Genomic DNA, 18,338 nt, shown 5'->3' on the forward strand with positions numbered 1-18,338 from the left:
ATTAATTAAAACGTCGAACCTAATGAGAACTGGAATGCTTCAGTCTCATCGCCGTCTTCTTTCTTCAACGGTGCAGCTATACTAAACGACATTGCACCGACTGGTGAAATCCATATAGCTGACAGACCGGCTGAATATCTCAATAAACCCGCATCAAAATCTTGATTCACATCGTATACGTTACCAAAGTCAGTAAATGCACTCAGGCGGAAAGATTTTAACGTTTTTTTCATAAATGGTACTGGGAAAATAACTTCAGCGCCGCCACTGACTAGTAAATTACCACCTAATGGTTCATCATCTTCTTTAACACCAAGAGTATTAGCCTGGAAGCCTCTGACACTTCTGATACCACCCGCATAGAAATTCTGGAAGAAAGGATATTCTTCTGTATCACCATACGAATCACCATAACCAAACTCACCTCTCAAAGAGAAGGTAAATGTCTCATTGATTGGATGGTACGCATTAGCCTTATATTTCAGTTTGTAGTACTGCAGTGACGGCCCTGGCACTGCAAACTCACCTGTCAGTGTTTGCGAGATACCACTTGTAGGTAACAATGCATTGTCACGGTCATCACTCGACCAGCCTAGGTTCAGTGTGACAGTATCAAAAGAGTCACCCTCACGCTTAATAAAGTCAGAATAACGTGAAATGGTATTGTCGGATGGTAAATCGATTTCAGTATGCTCATAACCGACACCAAGGTTAATACGATTTTCCTCTGAAATTGGAATACCAAAGGTAATATCGCCGCCAAAGGCATCTAGCGTGTAAGTAGCGATATTGGCTTCATCAGCATCAGTTTTACGATAGAAAGCATTAAAGCCTTGACTGATACCATCAACCGTCACAAATGGGTTGGTGTAACCAAAACTATAAATAGTATTAATGCTGCTATTGTTAAAACCAAAACGAATATGTTTACCACTTCCCAAGAAGTTCTTCTGTGTCACATTCGCATTAAAAATAAGGCCATCAGATTGCGAGAAACCGATACCGGCTGAAAGACTACCAGACGGTGTTTCTGTGACGCCAAAGTCCAAATCAACCTGATCCTGAACGCCCGCGACCGGGATAGTTTCAACGTTTACATTCTCAAAATAACCAAGCCGTGATACACGTGCTTTTGATTGCTCGACTTTTTCAGTCGAAATCCAGGCAGATTCCTGCTGACGGAATTCGCGGCGTAATACTTCATCACGTGTTTTACTATTACCAGAAATATTAATACGTCTGACATACGCTCTGCGACCAGGGTCAACAAAGAACGTTAAATCCACTTCGCGTTTTTCGCGGTCGATTTCTGGAACTGCATTTACATTGGCGAAAGCATAACCATCGTTACCCAGACGGTTAGTTAAGTTCTCAGTACTCTTTGTGATTGCCTTACGTGAAAATACAGAATTTTCTCGAATCGTCACCAACTTGAATAATTCATCTTCCGGAACAATCAAGTTACCTGCCAGACGTACCTGATTGATTTTATATTTCTCACCTTCACTGATATTAATAGTGATAAACATGTGTTTTTTATCATCACTGATAGATACCTGTGTCGACTCCACAGTAAAGTCAACATAACCACGATCCAGATAAAATGAACGTAGTGTTTCTAAATCAGCAGATAATTTTTGACGAGAGTATTGATTGTCTTTTGTCAGAAATGATAACAATGAACCGGTTGTCGTCTGGAAGTCCGTCATCAGCTCTTCATCATCAAAAGCATGGTTACCGACAATATTGATTTCACTGATTGTGGCGACGACACCTTCCGCCATGGTGATACGAATAGCGACACGGTTTCGTGATAGTGGTGTTACTTCGGAACTAATGGCAACGCCATATTTACCGCGGCTAAAATATTGGCGTTCCAGTTCCAGCTCTACCCGTTCAAGCATGGCTTGCTCAAATACCTGACCTTCACCAAAACCAATTTCACGAAGCGATTTCAGTAATTCGGCAGAATCCATGTCTTTATTACCGACAAGTTCAATGCTGGATATCGCCGGACGTTCTTTTACTTTAATAACCAGTACATTGTCTTGTCTTTCCACTTCAACGTTGTTGAAATACTTTGACTTAAACAAAGAACGAATAATGCCTTTTGCATCATTATCCGTCATCGTATCCCCGACTTTTACAGGGAGATAATTAAAGACGGTACCAGCAGAAATACGTTGCAATCCCTCTATACGGATATCTTCAATGGTAAAGGACTCAGCTTTTGCGACTGAGATAAAGGACAAGAACAGGAGTATAGGCAGTAATTTATTCATTGTTATCAGCAATAACTATCCGTCGACGAAAGAGTAAGTGTACCTGCAATTAATCTGATTATCCAAACACTCTTGATAGATCATTAAAAAAGGCAATAAACATGACCATTATCAAAACAAGGAAGCCCACTTTTTGAATTTGGACCTGCACCGTGTCGGAAAGCGGTTTACCTCTGACTGCTTCAAATGCAAACATAGCCAGATGTCCGCCATCCAACATTGGAATAGGTAATAAGTTCAAGATACCCAGAGTAATGCTTATCATGGCAAGAAAACTGATAAATGACATCACCCCTTGCTCAGCAGAACTACCAGCGATTTGTGCAATACTAATCGGACCACCTAAGTTATCGGTTGATACTTTTCCGGTAATCATTCCCCACAAACTTTTTAAAGTGGATGAAGAAAAATCCCAGGTTTGAATCACAGCGTATTTAATTGCCTCGATCGGTCCATAACGTAACTCCGCTTGCAGCTCTTGTGGTATGGCAGTCTGACTCGCATCCACAGCAGCACCAATGCGGCCTTTGCCATCCTCACCTATTTCAGGTATCAAAGTCAGCGCTATGCGCTCACCATCTTGAAACACTTCAATATCTAGCTTTTTACCTGCACTTGCCTGAATTAACTCAACCCATTGATTCCAACTTGGAATGGTTTCTTGTTGCGCGCTAAGCAGCATATCACCCGCTTTTAAACCGGCTTTTTCTGCCGGGGAGCCGGGCATCACTTCACCGAGAATCGGTTTAATGGCAGGGCGAAGTGGCTCAATCCCTATTTGCTCAAGAATATTGCCAACTTGTTCCAGGCCAACTTGAGGCAGGATGAGCGAATGTTGTTGTTTAATACTCGCTGAACTGACAGTAATATCAATTTTTTCGCCATACTCTGCTTTTTGAATTAACGCCTTATAAACACTATTCCAGGTCGGGGTATCATTGCCATCGATTTGCAGAATTTCATCGCCGGCATGCAATCCAGCCTCCGCGGCGATTGATGCAGGCCGTACATCATCAATAACCGGTTTAATACCTGAAACACCCACTACTAACAAAAGCCAATAGGCCAAAATAGCAAAAAGTAAATTGGCTATGGGTCCAGCTGATACGATGGCTACACGCTTTGCAAGAGACTGACGATTAAATGCAAACTGAGCTTGCTCTTCACTCACCGGCATTTCACGTTCATCCAGCATTTTGACATAACCGCCCATGGGAATCGGAGCTAATACATACTCAGTACCATCTTTACCGACTTTTTGCCAGATAGGTTTACCAAAGCCCACAGAAAAACGAAGTACTTTGACACCACAACGTCTGGCCACCCAGAAGTGACCGTATTCATGTATAACAATCAGGATGGCTAAGGCAATTAAAAAGAAAATTAATGAATGCATAAACCAATCTTGCTTTTAGCTAAGGTTCTCGCGGCGGCATCATCCGCCAGGATCTGTTCAAGTGTCGTGGCATCATTGGCAGGCAGTTCAATCAACACTTCTTCAATGATTCTGGCAATATCGGTAAAGCGAATTTGTTCATCTAAAAAGGCCTGTACAGCAATTTCATTGGCAGCATTCAAAATCGCCGTCGCGGTGCCACCCTCATTTAATGCTTTATATGCTAGGCGTAGGCAAGGGAATCGCGCGAAGTCAGCCGCACTAAAATCTAATCTGCCAACTTTGACTAGATCTAAAGGCTCTACACCCGATGCAATCCTATCTGGCCAGGACAAAGTATTAGTAATGGGTGTGCGCATATCAGGATTCCCCATCTGTGCTAACACCGATCCATCCTCATAGTCGACCATAGAATGAATAACACTTTGTCTGTGCAAAACCACTTCAATTTGTTGACTTTGCAAACCAAACAGCCAGTGCGCTTCAATCACTTCAAGACCTTTATTCATCATGGTCGCAGAATCAACCGAAATTTTTTGTCCCATTGACCAGTTAGGATGGGCAACCGCTTGTTCAGGAGTGACATCGTCTAACTGCTCAATATCATAGTCTCTGAATGGGCCGCCTGAGGCCGTAAGGATAATTTTTCTTACACCTTTACCATTGAAATCATGATGTTGAGTATTGGCTACGGGAAGACACTGCCAGATAGCATTATGTTCACTATCCACAGGCAGCAATGTTGCAGCATTCTCGGCTACGGTTTTCATAAACAAGGCACCGCTCATCACCAGTGCCTCTTTATTCGCAAGCAAGATTCGTTTACCTGCCTTTGCTGCTGCCAAGGTTGGTAATAAGCCTGCCGCACCAACAATCGCTGCTACAACAATATCTGTATTGGCTGAAGAAGAGACCTCTTCAAGCGCTTTCTTGCCAATTTTAACAATGGTTTTACTATGATTTTTTTTAAGCGCTTCAGCCAGTTTATCTGCTGCGGCAACATCTAACATCACAGCAATTTCTGGTTCGAACTGAAGGCACTGCTGCAGCAAGGATTCTACAGAACGATTAGCCGTTAAAGCATAGACTTTGAATTTTTCAGGATGAAGACTTAATACATCAAGCGTACTCAGACCTATTGAACCAGTTGACCCAAGAATCGTCACTGATTTCATTTATAGCCACCCATGATTAATATAAGGAAAGTGAAAACAGGCACTGCCGCAATTAAACTGTCAATTCTGTCTAATATTCCACCATGCCCGGGCAGCAGACTACCACTGTCTTTGACCGAGAACGCGCGTTTATACAAACTCTCAAACAAGTCGCCAACAATCGATACTGCAACAGTAACAACAGCAAGTAACAGCCATTCAAACAAGGTGATTGTTGTCGGCGTTTTTACCCAATAAAAACCAATGGCCCAAATTGAGGCAAGCAACACGCCCCCCGCTACACCTTCCCATGTTTTATTAGGGCTGACGGCTGGTGCTAAGGCATGTTTTCCGTAGCGTTTACCAGCAAAATAACCACCTGTGTCAGCCAGCCAAACGGTGACCATCACAAAGAAGAATAAAAATGCCCCAACTTCACTAAATGCCTTGAGTGTAATGGATGAGACCACAAATACGGTGAGTATCAAAATACTGCTAATAGCCCCAAAAACTTTATTTTTAAATACAAGTGACAGCCGCTCAGCCAGTGATTTATTAGAAAATCCGAGAATAACAACCAGTGCAATAAGCCAGATGAGGATGCCAATACTGATAATGAAATAAGGATTAAGCTGGGTGATAGCCAGATATAAAACGATAATTAGATCAACAGCCAACATAACCCGCATGCCAGGGCTCTGAATACCTATCATCTGATGCCATTCCCATGCAGCCAGTAATGCAACGGCAACGATCAAGGTGGTGAAGGTGGTTAATGAACTGGCAAAAACAGCCCAGACAACAAGAGGAATTAAAATAGCGGCGGTGATTAAACGTTGTTTAAGCATCAGATTGACCTTGCAATTGCTCAGAAGTACGGCCAAACCGTCTTTCACGTTTGGAAAATGAGCTGATAGCCGCATCTAATTGTTTACTATCAAATTCGGGCCATAATACGTCTGTGAAGAAAAATTCTGTATACGCCATTTGCCATAACAAGAAGTTACTGACGCGTTGCTCCCCACCAGTGCGGATAAATAAATCCGGCTCTGGCAGCGCCGATGTAGTTAATAAAGCACTGATATCTTCTTCATTAATATCTTCAGGCTTAAGCTCTCCGGTAGCTACTTTTTGTGCAATTTGCCGAACTGACTGGGTAATATCCCAACGTCCACCATAATTGGCAGCAATATTCACTATTAGCCCGGTATTATTCCGAGTTAATTCCTGCGCCTGAGCAATTTTTTGCTGTAATGTCGGTGTAAACTTATCTATATCACCAATAATGCACAACCTAATATTATTGTCGTGCAGCTTTTTGACTTGATTATCCAGTGCGTGACTAAACAATTCCATCAACAGTGATACTTCTTTGCCCGGTCTGCGCCAGTTTTCACTACTAAAGGCAAATAAACTTAAAACCTCGACACCCAGCTCAGCACAGCGTTTTACAATATCAGCCACTGTTTTCACACCGGCACGATGTCCCATAAATCGTGGCTGTAATCGACGTTTTGCCCAGCGACCATTACCATCCATAATGATGGCAATGTGTTTAGGAATATTCTCTTTTGGGGGGGTATTCATTCAAGAATGGTCAATGAGAGTGTAACCACAGGGTTACACTTCCATTAAATCCGTTTCTTTTTCTGCGAGCACATCATCAATTTGCTTGATGGTAGCATCGGTGAGTCTCTGAATATCTTCTTCAGCACCGCGTTGCTCGTCTTCAGATATTTCTTTTTCTTTGAGTAGGTCTTTAAGCGTGCTGTTAGCATCACGACGAATATTACGTATCGCAATACGTGCATTTTCGGCTTCGTTTTTAGCGACTTTAACCAGATCACGACGACGTTCTTCGGTCAGAGGTGGAATAGGAATACGAATAGTCATACCAGCACTATTAGGATTCACACCAAGATCGGATGTCATAATCGCCTTCTCAACCACAGAGACCATGTCTTTTTCCCATGGTGTCACTGTCAATGTTCTTGAATCTTCAACACCAACGTTAGCGACTTGACTTAATGGAACATCAGAACCGTAATACGGCACTTGCAGATGGTCCAGTAAGCTGGTGTGAGCACGTCCTGCACGAATTTTTGCCATTGCTGTTCCAAGTGCAGCAACACTTTTTTTCATACGATCAGCAGCATCTTTCTTGATATCTTCAATCATATTTAATCCTATTTCACTAATGTTCCAACTTGTTCGCCATAGATAATTTTTGTCAGATTACCTTTTGTATGCACATCAAACACACGTAAAGGGATCTTTTGTTCCTGACACATGACGACAGCTGTAGTATCCATTACAGCAAGGCGGTTATTGATGACTTCATCGTAGCTAAGTTCATCATAACGAACAGCATTCGGATCTTTGCGGGGATCAGCATTATAAACCCCGTCTACCTGCGTCGCTTTTAACATCAGTTCTGCGCCGATTTCTACAGCCCGTAAACTTGCCGCTGAGTCTGTGGTGAAAAAGGGATTGCCTGTGCCGGCAGCGAAAATAACTACGCGTCCTTTTTCCAGATGTCTGATGGCGCGGCGACGTAAATAATCTTCGCAAACCTCGTGGATTCTTATTGCAGACATGACACGACAGAAGGTACCGTTACGTTCCAGCGCATCTTGTAAAGCCAGGGCATTCATGACTGTCGCTAACATACCCATATGATCAGCACTGACACGATCCATACCACTCGCGGCTAGACCTGCGCCACGGAAGATATTTCCGCCACCAATGACGACACCGAGCTGAACGCCTTGCGCGTTCAGCTCAGATATCTCTTTGGCAAAACGGGAAATCACTTCTGGCTGGATGCCATACTCCGCATCCCCCATCAGTGCCTCGCCACTCAGTTTGAGCAGGACACGCTTATAAACTGGCTGACTTCCCGTTTGTGTCATAAATTACTTCCCTCTGGCTTGTGCCATTACTTCTTCAGCAAAATTGTCTTCTGCTTTTTCAATACCTTCACCGACTTCAAAGAACTCAAAAGCTTCAATTGAAGCACCGGCTTGTTTAATCAGTTTTTCAACTGTTACATCTGGATCTTTTACGAATGGTTGGCCAACCAGGCTGATTTCGTTAACGAATTTCGCCATACGGCCTTCAATCATTTTTTCGATGATGTTTTCAGGCTTGCCGCTATCACGTGCTTGAGTCGCCACGATATCACGTTCTTTGTCTAACAACTCTTGTGATAATTCATCTGGAGAAATCGCTTGTGGACGATTAGCCGCAACATGCATGGCTAAATCTTTAGCCAATTCTTCGTTACCACCTTTCAACTGCACCATTGTTCCGATGCGGTCACCGTGACGATAAAAACCGATAATGCCATCATCAGTATTTAATGAGGTGAAACGGCGAACTTGAATGTTTTCACCAATTTTTGCAACCAGTGCCTGACGAACAGTTTCAACCGTATCACCAGAATCTAGTGTTAATTGTTTTAAAGCGTCTAAGTCAGCTGGCTGAGCTTCCAGTGCTTTTTTCGCTACAGCAGAAACAAAGTTCACAAAATCGTCTGCTTTTGCCACGAAGTCAGTTTCAGAGTTCACTTCAACCATAACAGCGTGTTTGTTATCAGCACTAACTTCAATTCCGATAATACCTTCAGCAGTAATACGGTCTGCTTTTTTATCGGCTTTTGCTAAACCTGATTTACGCATTTCTTCGATAGCGACTTCAATGTCACCATTTGCTTCAACAAGTGCTTTTTTGCACTCCATCATGCCTGAGCCTGTACGCTCACGTAGTTCTTTTACTAAAGCTGCAGTAATTGCCATTGCTCTAACCCTTTTAATCTGATTGTTTTATGAATGCTCATCACTGAGCTCATATACAACACAGGCCCACCCTCGGGCGAGCCTGCTGAATTAAACTAGTAGAAATTATTCGCTGGCTGATTCAGCACTTTCTTCAGCAACTTCTACGAATTCTTCTTTTGCATCTGCAGTTGTGACAGAAGCGCGGCCTTCCAGAATGGCATCAGCAATGTTTGCAGTGTAAAGACGGATTGCACGCATTGAGTCATCATTACCTGGAATGACGTAATCAACGCCATCTGGGTTGCTGTTACTATCAACAACAGCGATAACAGGAATACCTAATTTTCTCGCTTCTTGGATCGCGATACGTTCATGTTCAACGTCAATCACAAACATCGCATCAGGCAAGCCAGTCATTTTACGAATACCGCCAATGCTTTTTTCTAATTTTTCTTGTTCACGAGCAAGATCTAATACTTCTTTTTTCTTCAGACCTTCAGTTTTACCTGACTCGATCATGTCTTGAATAGCATCCAAACGCTTGATTGATTGACGCACTGTTTGGAAGTTAGTCAACATACCACCTAACCAGCGGCGGTTAACGTATGGCATTCCGGCGCGTTCAGCATCTTCACGAATCGCATCTTGTGCTGCACGTTTTGTACCAACGAACATGATACGGCCTTTTTTAGAAGCTAGTTTGCTGACAAAATTCAACGCATCGTTGAACATTGGTAAGCTATGTTCTAAATTGATGATATGGATATTGTTACGTTTACCAAAGATGTATGGGCCCATTTTTGGGTTCCAGTAACGGGTTTGGTGCCCGAAATGAACGCCTGCTTCAAGCATTTGGCGCATTGTAGTTTTAGCCATGTGTATACCTTTAATAGTATGGGGTTGAACCTCCACGTACCCCAGTTGTCGACTAATTAGGCCAGACCTAATAGCACCCCGACACCTGTGACGGCACATGTGTGATTTTGCCTTCTTTCGGCGCGCATATTATTCCATACTTAAGCAACAAAACAAAGCTAAAAGAACAATTAACAGCATCGCCAGGAATGATCACTGGTGACTAAAGCTGATTTACGGCAAACTATGCCTGATATCAGAAACCTCATTTCAAAATTAGCAGGGAATTTAAATGGCTGTCAGTATAAAAACTGCCGAAGAAATTGAAAAAATGCGTGTTGCGGGAAAACTCGCCGCTGACGTTCTGACAATGATTGAACCACATGTCCAGGCCGGTATTACCACTGAAGAGCTCAATCAAATCTGTCATGACTATATCGTCAATGAACAACAAGCCATTCCTGCCCCTTTAAATTACCACGGCTTCCCCCGCTCCATATGTACCTCGGTTAACCATGTTATCTGTCATGGTATTCCCAGTGAGAAAAAACTGAAAGATGGCGATATCATCAATATCGATATCACGGTCATTAAAGATGGTTACCATGGCGATACCAGTAAAATGTTTCAGATTGGTAAAACATCTATCTTGGCTCAACGTCTTTGTCGTGTCGCCCGCGAATCCATGTTTGTGGGCATTGAAATGGTTAAGCCTGGTATCCGACTGGGCGATATAGGTCATGCTATCCAGACCTATGCAGAGAAAGAAAACTTCTCGGTTGTTCGTGAATACTGTGGTCATGGCATTGGTCAGGTCTTTCATGAAGATCCTCAAGTCCTTCACTACGGCACACCAGATACCGGACTTGAACTCAAACCCGGTATGACCTTCACTATCGAACCTATGATTAATGCCGGTAAACGCCACGTCCGTCAATTACCCGATGGCTGGACCGTGGTGACCAAAGACCGTTCCTTATCAGCACAATGGGAACACACAATTTTAGTGACTGATAACGGTTATGAGATTCTCACCTTACGTGAAGAAGAAACTGTTTAATCTATAAGGTGTTGTATGCCTCAGCAGACTCTATCTATCTGGGAAGTCGGTAACTTAGTTATACCTTCTGATGCAGAGGTAACCAATGAAATTTGTCGCCAAGCCCTAAAACAAGGCCAGTCGTACCTGCAACAACAGTTTGATGCTGGCAGCCCGATTGAAGAATTAGTCTATCAACGTGCCTCTTTTGTTGATGAAATTCTTAATCAGATCTGGCAACAGCACATTTCCGATGATACCCCTGTCAGTTTAATTGCTGTCGGAGGCTATGGTCGTGGTGAGCTTCACCCCTACTCTGATATTGATGTTTTAATCTTACTCGATGAGTCAATCTCTGACTCTCCGCCGGATTCTCTATCGAGCTTCCTGACTCAACTTTGGGATGTGGGTCTGGAAATTGGTCACAGTGTCAGAACGATACAGGAATGCCGCCAGCAGGCTGAAGAAGACATCACCATTGCCACCAATTTGCTTGAAGCACGTATTTTATGTGGTGCCAGCAATCTGTTTGAGTCTCTGCAACAATTGACTGTCACCAATAAAACCTGGGATACACGGCGTTTTTTTGAATTAAAAAGACAAGAGCAATTAGAACGTCATCAGCGTTATAACGATACAGCCAACAATCTTGAACCTAATATTAAAGAATCACCGGGCGGACTCAGAGATATTCAGGTCGTCAACTGGGTGGCGCAGCAACATTTTGATGTCAAAAATCTGGAAGGACTTCGTCAAAAAGGCTTTCTGGCAAATAGTGAATATGAAACCTTACAGAAAGCGCAAAACTTTTTGTGGACAATCCGCTTTGCTCTCCATCACCTTGCTGGTCGTAAACAAGAAAAATTAATGATCGACTTTCAGCGAGAACTCGCCAAAAAGTTGGGATACAAAGACGATGAGTCCCGGCTAGCCGTCGAAAAATTCATGAAAGATTATTATCGTTGTGCCCGCTCTGTGCGGCAGATGAATAGTCTTCTACTGCAGCTATTTGAAGAAACCATTATCCTTGCCGATGAACCGCGTGAGGTGAAAGTCATTAATCGTCGCTTTCAGTCTCATAATGGCTATCTGGAAACGATCAATCCTGGCATTTTTGCTTACTACCCTTATGCCTTGCTGGAAGTTTTTCTTATTCTTCAACAAAACCCTGACCTCAAAGGAGTCAGAGCCTCCACCATCCGTCAGATTCATGCCCATTTACATCTGATAGATGATAATTTCCGCCGGGATATAAAAAATCGCACCTTGTTTATGGAAATTATTCGTCAGCCTAAAGGTGTGACACATGAGTTTCGACGTATGAATGAGTTAGGGGTGCTGGGTGCTTATCTACCTGAGTTCGGTTGCGTCGTCGGTCAGATGCAACATGATTTATTTCATGCCTATACAGTCGATGAACATACGCTGTTTCTGGTCGGCAATTTAAGACGTTTCTCCTGTGAAGAAAATCGAGAAGAGTTTCCTTTATGTTCGGAAGTGTTCAATCAACTTCCGAAACCGGAAATACTCTATATCGCTGGCATTTATCATGATATTGCCAAAGGTAGAGGTGGCGATCACAGTGTATTAGGCGTGGTTGATGCGAAAGCATTTTGTGAACGACATAATTTGAGTGATTATGATACGAGTATTGTGGCTTTTTTGATCCGTCATCATCTTGCGATGTCGACCACCGCTCAAAAAAGTGATTTAGAAGATCCCACCGTCATCAAGAAATTTGCTGAGCTGGTAGAAACAACTGAACGACTCAACTATCTCTATCTGTTAACCGTTGCTGATATCAGGGCCACCAATAATAATTTATGGAATGGCTGGCGAGACTCTTTATTAAAACAGCTTTACCATAGCACCCATCAGTGGATTGAACACACTGAGGCTCAGGCAAAAAGCACGCGTGAAAAGAGTTATAAAAAATATCAGGAAGCGATGCAGAAACTGCTTGCTAAAGGCCGTAGCCAGGAAGATATCAGCAAACTCTGGCACGCTTATGATCTGGATTATTTTTTAAGACACTCGATTGATGAACTAGTCTGGCAATCAGAACAACGCTTAGACCATCTCGATGAAGATCCGTTAATTGCACTGAGAAAACACAACGATCAACAGACGCTGGAGATCTTTATCGTCACCCATGATCGGGCGGGTATTTTTGCCGCTATCACTGCAGCCCTTGAGCAGTGCCAACTGAATGTTCTCGACGCAAAAATCAATGTCACTAAGGAACATGATGCTTTAAATACGTTTATCGTTAATGGTGACAGACTTGATACTAGACAAATTACCCGTTCGCTTGAAAAACAATTAGCAAACACTTCCCATGTCAAACCTTACAGTCCGACCATCACGCCAAGGACTATGAAGCTGTTTCAGACGCAACCGAATATTGATTTTGAAACAAATCTTCAGCAAAACCATACGGTGATGTCTTTGCATACACATGACAGACCAGGACTGGTATCGGCTATCGCGCAAGTGTTTCTGTCATGTAAAGTTCAGCTTATTAACGCCAAAATTAATACATTAGGTGATCAGGTGGAAGACGTATTTTTTATCACCACTGCCGATGACAATGCGCTTGATGAATTGGAAGAAAATGCACTCAAAGAACAACTTTTGAGTGGTTTATCTCAATAAAAAAAACGGCATGTACGACATGCCGTTTTCTATATCAAATACGATTATTTTTTGGAGACAATCAGCTCTTCAGACAGCTGTTGTAGTTTTTTATGCCCAATGCCTTTGACGTTGGTAAGCTCCTCAACTGTTTTAAACTCACCATGAGCATCACGATATTGAATAATGGCGTCTGCTGTTGCTGGTCCAACACCACTTAACATCTGTAACTCTTCTGATGTTGCTGTATTCAGATCAACCTTGTCGGCAGCAAAAGCAAAAGAGCTGCTCAGAAAAAAAGATAATACTAAGGCAGAAATTGATTTTCGTAACATAATCCATACTCCGTGTTAAAACTAAGTCCATAAACAGTTTCTCCTGAAACTGAGTGTTTAGATTAGATGAACAAACCCACGGAAATCAAACAGGCTTTTTATAGAATGTGATCTGGCTCACAAGTCACTTTCTGATACGATCCCCCGCGCCTTTGCCAGTCAAAGTGAGGAAAATTAAATAGAAATACTGCTTCACTGAGAACGATTCAATCATTTTGGCATCGGTTTCAGCAAGTAATTCAGGTGTCGACATATCAATATCATTGACCTGAGCTAAACCGGTAATACCGGGACGCACCGAAAATACATTCCGTTTGTTTCTTGCTTCAATCAACTCAAACTGGCTTTCCAGACAGGGCCTTGGCCCAACCAAGCTCATATCGCCTTTCAATACATTCCAAAGCTGAGGCAGTTCATCCAACTTTGTTCTTCTGAGAAAACGCCCGAAAGGTGTGACTGAAGACTCCGCAGCCAAATGTGTTGCTACATGAACAGTGTCTTTTCGCATAGTTCTGAATTTAACCAAAGTAAAAAACACTTTATCTTTTCCCACTCTTTGCTGATAAAACAAGGGGCTTCCCGAGTCAAAAATCCCAATAAGGAATAATAAAATGAGTAAAGGAGAGAATATAATCAGTCCAGTAAAAGCAAAAAAAACATCTAAAATTCTTATCATTTCTCTCTCTCTACCATTTTTCTTAATTGGCTAGGTAAATCAGAGATCGGTTCCCAGCCAAGTAACACCTTTGCCTTGTCTTTTCTGACAATTAGACAACTATATAACTTTCGATATATGTTTTTTTTTCCTATACATACCAGTAACCATCGCAACGGCGTTTTTGGTATATAAAAAAGCCTTAGCGACTTCTTGTAGGCTTCAGAAATGGCAATGAGTAAACCCGTTGTAGACACATCATCCTTATCAGCAATCAGGAAAGTCTCATTTTTTGCTTTTGGGTTCTCAATACAGGTCCATATAAAGTCAGTCAAATTGTCAATTGCAAGTACTGATCGCCAGTTTTTCATTTTTGCGAAAGGAAGTGGGAGTCCTTTTCGTACAAGCTTTATCAGTTTCTCGAAATTACCTTTAACCCCAGGCCCATAAACCAAAGGTGGACGTATTATCGTGTATGCCATATTGGATGCATGACAGATAGTTTTTAAGTGATTTTCGGCGGCTAATTTCGAATGAGCGTATTCATCCTCAGGTAATGGTATGTCAGTCTCACAGAAAGGCTTTAATGTATCACTCGTTTCTTCACCGTTTACCTTGATTGAACTTATAAAAATAAAGTGTTTTACCCCCGCAATAGCAGCCTGACTTGCTAAAACTCGAGTTAACTCCACGTTTACTTTTTGATATACGGCTCTTTCCTCATCCTCGTTTTTATGCGGAATATCTATAGCAGCCAAGGCATGAATAATCACATCAATTGAACTCAAATCCAGTGATGAAATAGTTTCGCTGTTTATTTCTGGATAAAGCCAATATTCAATTTCTGGGATAGATTTGCCTGAGGCTGTTCGCTGTAATGCGACAAGCTCAACTTCTTTCTCCTTAGAGCATGAAGCAAGTACATTCTGCCCAATAAAGCCATTTGCACCCGTAATTAAAATTCGCATTTATTTAATCTAACAACTGTTTTATTTGAGAAAAGGAATTAGTGAGGGGTACAGATAAACAAATCTTGCTAAAGCGTAAAGCGCTGCAAAGGTGATTATTAAATAACATACCCAATAATATTTATTTTTCTGCCACTCCAAAAAAACACTCGTCAAATAGAGTGGTAGCGTAATCATCATCAATTCCGCTAACCGCGTGGCAGGAGCGACATGAGTATACATCGTTGACATAAATATAATACCCATAAGTCCTGTCCCAACTAAAACTCTCACTTTAGGGTCAGAAAAAATAGAGTTTCTAAGTGTATAAACCACAAAAAGGTTTAATGCATAAAATATCGCTAAAAAGTAGAAAAATAGCCCAGTACGGTTCTGCTCACTAACGATAGTAGGATCAGCATAAAATAAATATTTTTGATTAATATAAGCCGACAATAATTCTATTATCTGGAAGAGTGAAATATTAAAAAAAATAAATAAGGGTGATAGCAAGAAGACTGTTACCAAAGCAGTAAAAAAATGTTTGCTATAGAAAATTGGAAATATAATCAAGAAAACTAAGCAAGTGAAGTGAATTTGTGATGACAAGAGAATTAGGCATAAGCTTAATACTGGCTTCTTATCGTACAAAGTATAAATCGCCATTATCACTAGAGCGGTGGCATAAGCAACTCTGAGAACAGTTCCTTCCAATAAAAAAAGATAGAAACAGCAATAAAAGAAAATGGTTAGCCATGCTCTATCACTCATTTTCTGGTAGAAATTTAACTTTAGTGTTAACAGGGCCATCGTCGTCAATAAGGTAAATGATTTAAAACCGATCAACTCACCCCAAAACTTACTGCTCCAGAAATATACAACTTCATGAGTTAATGAAAATGAGAGAATCAAGTCCATCCAGCTTTTTTCTTCAATAAGCAAAAATAACCATTTGTAATCTTTCCAGTCTTTTGACGCAGAGATCATTAATAAAAATGCAATAAGACCCAAGGCGAGATAGATGGAATTAGTTAGTACTTGATTTCGCTTTAATTGAAACTTTATAAATTCCACTTTATTTATTCCGGATATATCTATTTAGCATGCTACGCAAAAGCAAAGCTTCAAAAACGAGTCTCGCTGACCACACCAAGCTAGCACCTACGACACCATAAGTCTGGAATACATTAGGTGCGATCAACACATATAGAAAACTTTCAAACAAAAAAACGAACATGAGTAATTTAACTTTACCTTTCGCAAACAAACTAACTAAAGGTAACTGTGAATAGGCCGCAGCCATAACACCGACAGCTAAGATAAGTACAATAATACTGGCTGATTTATCAATCACTTCCATAGCAAAAACAGTGGTAGTAATGAAAGAAAACAACAGTAATCCTAAAAGGTAAAATAAGTTGAGCAAGCTAACCTTTTTATACCAGTTAGTAACTGCATACGCTTGTTCACGACTATTATCAGGCTTAGCCATAATGGGCACTAAAACAATAGCGAGAGACCAGGGTAAAAGAAGGTAACGGCTCATAATGTCCTGACTTAATATATAAACAGATAATTCACTCGTTGAAAGATATCCTGCGACAAAGAATCTATCTAAGAAAATAAAACCTGATGATATAAATCCAGCTATCGCGGCATAAAAACCATAATTAATTATATTTTTTAACTTCTTAACACCTCCAACTCTTAATATTGAAGGTAAATAATTACTGGATAATAAATAATAAAAATAGAAAGAAAAGATTCGAGAGGTCACCAAGGCAACAGCTACCGCAAAAACCGAAGATGAGAGCGGATATACAAGAAGGGGAAATAAAAAAAGGCTACATCCAGACACCATTTTTGCAATATTAGCTACTCTGAATTCACCTTTTCCCTCTAAAGCTCCCCTATACACCGAAATTAAGATTGAAGGGATGAGGCCAAGAGCAACAATCTTGAATGAGTTAATCAACTCATTCTGAATTTTTTCGGCAGGTTTTAACCAGCCAGTTATAAAAGGCTCAGAGAAGAAATAAATTGTTGCCATCCCTACGAGTCCTACGAGTCCCCCTATAAACATCCCTGATTTGAGATACTCACTAATATCCTTCTCGGACTCTAATGAGGGTATAAAGTGATGAAGGCTTCTTGATAAACCAAAGTCATACACAACTAAGAACAAAAAAATGGAGCACAAAAGATAAACATAAGAAAAAATCTCAGTTCCATGTAGAAGAGCTAATACAGGCAGACAAATAACAGCTGCGCATGCGGGTAAAACACCACCTAATAAACTCCACCATGAGTTTTTACTAAAAAAATCAAATAACTTCATCAGAATACATATGTAATTAGCATTAATGATAATACTAATTGATGAGAGCGCTCCCTCCTGAACTTACTGACATTAAATGCCAGTACAAGTCTGTCAGAGAAGTTTAACCTAACCATACGATGCATAAGAGATGTAGATGTCTTTCTTTCCTGACAATAGCTTAAAAGTAAATATGAAAGTAGTTGAACCTGATTTCTATACCACCGCTGCTTTACTGTCACCAATCTCTTTATAGATGCTCGAAAGCCTTTATGTACACCCACCACATTGTGTTGATGCTGTCGATATTTTAAGAGTGGTCTTTGTTCTATATACCATTGATAATTAGCCTCTCTTGCATACGCATAAACTAGCCAATCATGAAGATCTGGAAGGTTTTCATCTGTATGTTTCTGAACAAAGTCATGAAGCTCATCAAACAATGTTCTTGTTACACAGAAGGAGCAGCCAGGTCCAGCTGACTCAAATAGATAATCTAATTGCTTGAGAGGTTGGGCTTTATTAATAAATGCACGTTGTCCATCATCCCAAAAAGCGACCACATTTCCTGATGTCGCATCAACATCTCGTTTAATCAATGTATGAATCTGGTATTCAAGTTTATTACTCAGCCATATGTCATCTTGATCAGCAAAAGCTACAAAATCAGCATCCAAAATATCAGCCTGCCTAATTAGCCGATAGAAATTTTTCCCGGCACCGTTTACGGCAGAATGATCTGATAACAGAGTCACTCTTGCATCAGTTCTTGCAAGTTGCTTTACAAGGGGATATGTCCCATCAGTTGAACCGTCATCAGATATGATCAGTCTGACATCAACATTCCTTTGCTCCAGTATTGAATGAACTTGCTCTTCAACCCAGTTTATTCCATTATGAGTAGCCAGAAGCACTGCTACTTTTTTATTTGGTAGATTCATCCTG

The 18,338-nt window shown here is 41.2% G+C and carries 17 protein-coding genes; 2 read left to right on the top strand and 15 right to left on the bottom strand.

Going from position 1 to position 18,338, the window contains the following annotated elements; translation table 11 throughout:
* Positions 1-5: 5 nt before the first annotated feature.
* The 9 genes from bamA to rpsB form a co-directional block, all read right to left on the bottom strand.
* The gene (bamA, locus tag MAMP_RS09945; RefSeq protein ID WP_040576274.1) at positions 6-2,282 is read right to left on the bottom strand and encodes an outer membrane protein assembly factor BamA; all 2,277 of its coding nucleotides are present in this window, start codon (positions 2,280-2,282) and stop codon (positions 6-8) included.
* A gap of 58 nt (positions 2,283-2,340) precedes the next feature.
* Positions 2,341-3,678, bottom strand: coding sequence for an RIP metalloprotease RseP (gene rseP, locus MAMP_RS09950; protein WP_007145908.1), 1,338 nt, complete (start codon positions 3,676-3,678; stop codon positions 2,341-2,343).
* Positions 3,666-4,853 (bottom strand): 1-deoxy-D-xylulose-5-phosphate reductoisomerase, encoded by a 1,188-nt coding sequence (gene ispC / locus MAMP_RS09955; protein WP_007145909.1) that lies wholly within the window; start codon positions 4,851-4,853, stop codon positions 3,666-3,668. The genes rseP and ispC overlap by 13 nt, the downstream gene beginning before the upstream one ends.
* Positions 4,850-5,680 (bottom strand): phosphatidate cytidylyltransferase, encoded by an 831-nt coding sequence (locus tag MAMP_RS09960; protein WP_007145910.1) that lies wholly within the window; start codon positions 5,678-5,680, stop codon positions 4,850-4,852. Before MAMP_RS09960 ends, ispC begins: the two co-directional genes overlap by 4 nt.
* On the bottom strand, positions 5,673-6,419 hold the full coding sequence (locus tag MAMP_RS09965; RefSeq protein ID WP_007145911.1) for an isoprenyl transferase: 747 nt from the start codon (positions 6,417-6,419) through the stop codon (positions 5,673-5,675). The genes MAMP_RS09960 and MAMP_RS09965 overlap by 8 nt, the downstream gene beginning before the upstream one ends.
* Before the next feature lie 33 nt (positions 6,420-6,452).
* Complete coding sequence (gene frr / locus MAMP_RS09970) at positions 6,453-7,010, bottom strand: ribosome recycling factor (RefSeq protein WP_007145912.1); 558 nt, start codon at positions 7,008-7,010, stop codon at positions 6,453-6,455.
* An 8-nt stretch (positions 7,011-7,018) separates the two neighbouring features.
* Positions 7,019-7,744 carry a UMP kinase gene (gene pyrH / locus MAMP_RS09975; RefSeq protein WP_007145913.1) on the bottom strand — a complete coding sequence of 242 codons (726 nt, stop codon included), beginning with the start codon at positions 7,742-7,744 and terminating at the stop codon, positions 7,019-7,021.
* Positions 7,745-7,747: 3 nt separating this feature from the next.
* Positions 7,748-8,629 (bottom strand): translation elongation factor Ts, encoded by an 882-nt coding sequence (tsf, locus tag MAMP_RS09980; protein WP_007145914.1) that lies wholly within the window; start codon positions 8,627-8,629, stop codon positions 7,748-7,750.
* A 105-nt stretch (positions 8,630-8,734) separates the two neighbouring features.
* Positions 8,735-9,487 carry a 30S ribosomal protein S2 gene (gene rpsB / locus MAMP_RS09985; RefSeq protein WP_007145915.1) on the bottom strand — a complete coding sequence of 251 codons (753 nt, stop codon included), beginning with the start codon at positions 9,485-9,487 and terminating at the stop codon, positions 8,735-8,737.
* Positions 9,488-9,758: 271 nt separating this feature from the next.
* Between rpsB and map the strand changes: the two genes are divergently transcribed.
* Positions 9,759-10,526, top strand: coding sequence for a type I methionyl aminopeptidase (gene map / locus MAMP_RS09990; protein ID WP_007145916.1), 768 nt, complete (start codon positions 9,759-9,761; stop codon positions 10,524-10,526).
* A gap of 15 nt (positions 10,527-10,541) precedes the next feature.
* Positions 10,542-13,160, top strand: a complete 2,619-nt coding sequence (glnD, locus tag MAMP_RS09995) for a [protein-PII] uridylyltransferase (RefSeq protein ID WP_007145917.1) — start codon at positions 10,542-10,544, stop codon at positions 13,158-13,160.
* Positions 13,161-13,204: 44 nt separating this feature from the next.
* Here the strand turns inward: glnD and MAMP_RS10000 are convergent, their stop codons facing one another.
* From MAMP_RS10000 to MAMP_RS10025, 6 genes are all read right to left on the bottom strand, one after another.
* A complete protein-coding gene (locus MAMP_RS10000) occupies positions 13,205-13,474 on the bottom strand; it encodes a ComEA family DNA-binding protein (protein ID WP_007145918.1) in 270 nt (89 codons plus the stop codon).
* A 124-nt stretch (positions 13,475-13,598) separates the two neighbouring features.
* A complete protein-coding gene (locus MAMP_RS10005) occupies positions 13,599-14,150 on the bottom strand; it encodes a sugar transferase (protein ID WP_007145919.1) in 552 nt (183 codons plus the stop codon).
* The gene (locus tag MAMP_RS10010) at positions 14,147-15,097 is read right to left on the bottom strand and encodes an NAD-dependent epimerase/dehydratase family protein (protein WP_007145920.1); all 951 of its coding nucleotides are present in this window, start codon (positions 15,095-15,097) and stop codon (positions 14,147-14,149) included. The genes MAMP_RS10005 and MAMP_RS10010 overlap by 4 nt, the downstream gene beginning before the upstream one ends.
* A gap of 21 nt (positions 15,098-15,118) precedes the next feature.
* Positions 15,119-16,150: an EpsG family protein gene (locus MAMP_RS10015; RefSeq protein ID WP_007145921.1), complete on the bottom strand. Its 1,032-nt coding sequence runs from the start codon at positions 16,148-16,150 to the stop codon at positions 15,119-15,121.
* A 1-nt stretch (position 16,151) separates the two neighbouring features.
* Positions 16,152-17,414 (bottom strand): oligosaccharide flippase family protein, encoded by a 1,263-nt coding sequence (locus tag MAMP_RS10020; protein WP_007145922.1) that lies wholly within the window; start codon positions 17,412-17,414, stop codon positions 16,152-16,154.
* Positions 17,414-18,334: a glycosyltransferase gene (locus tag MAMP_RS10025; RefSeq protein ID WP_007145923.1), complete on the bottom strand. Its 921-nt coding sequence runs from the start codon at positions 18,332-18,334 to the stop codon at positions 17,414-17,416. The genes MAMP_RS10020 and MAMP_RS10025 overlap by 1 nt, the downstream gene beginning before the upstream one ends.
* Positions 18,335-18,338: the final 4 nt, after the last annotated feature.

This window comes from Methylophaga thalassica MP (genome assembly GCF_000214595.1).
Lineage (GTDB): Bacteria > Pseudomonadota > Gammaproteobacteria > Nitrosococcales > Methylophagaceae > Methylophaga > Methylophaga thalassica.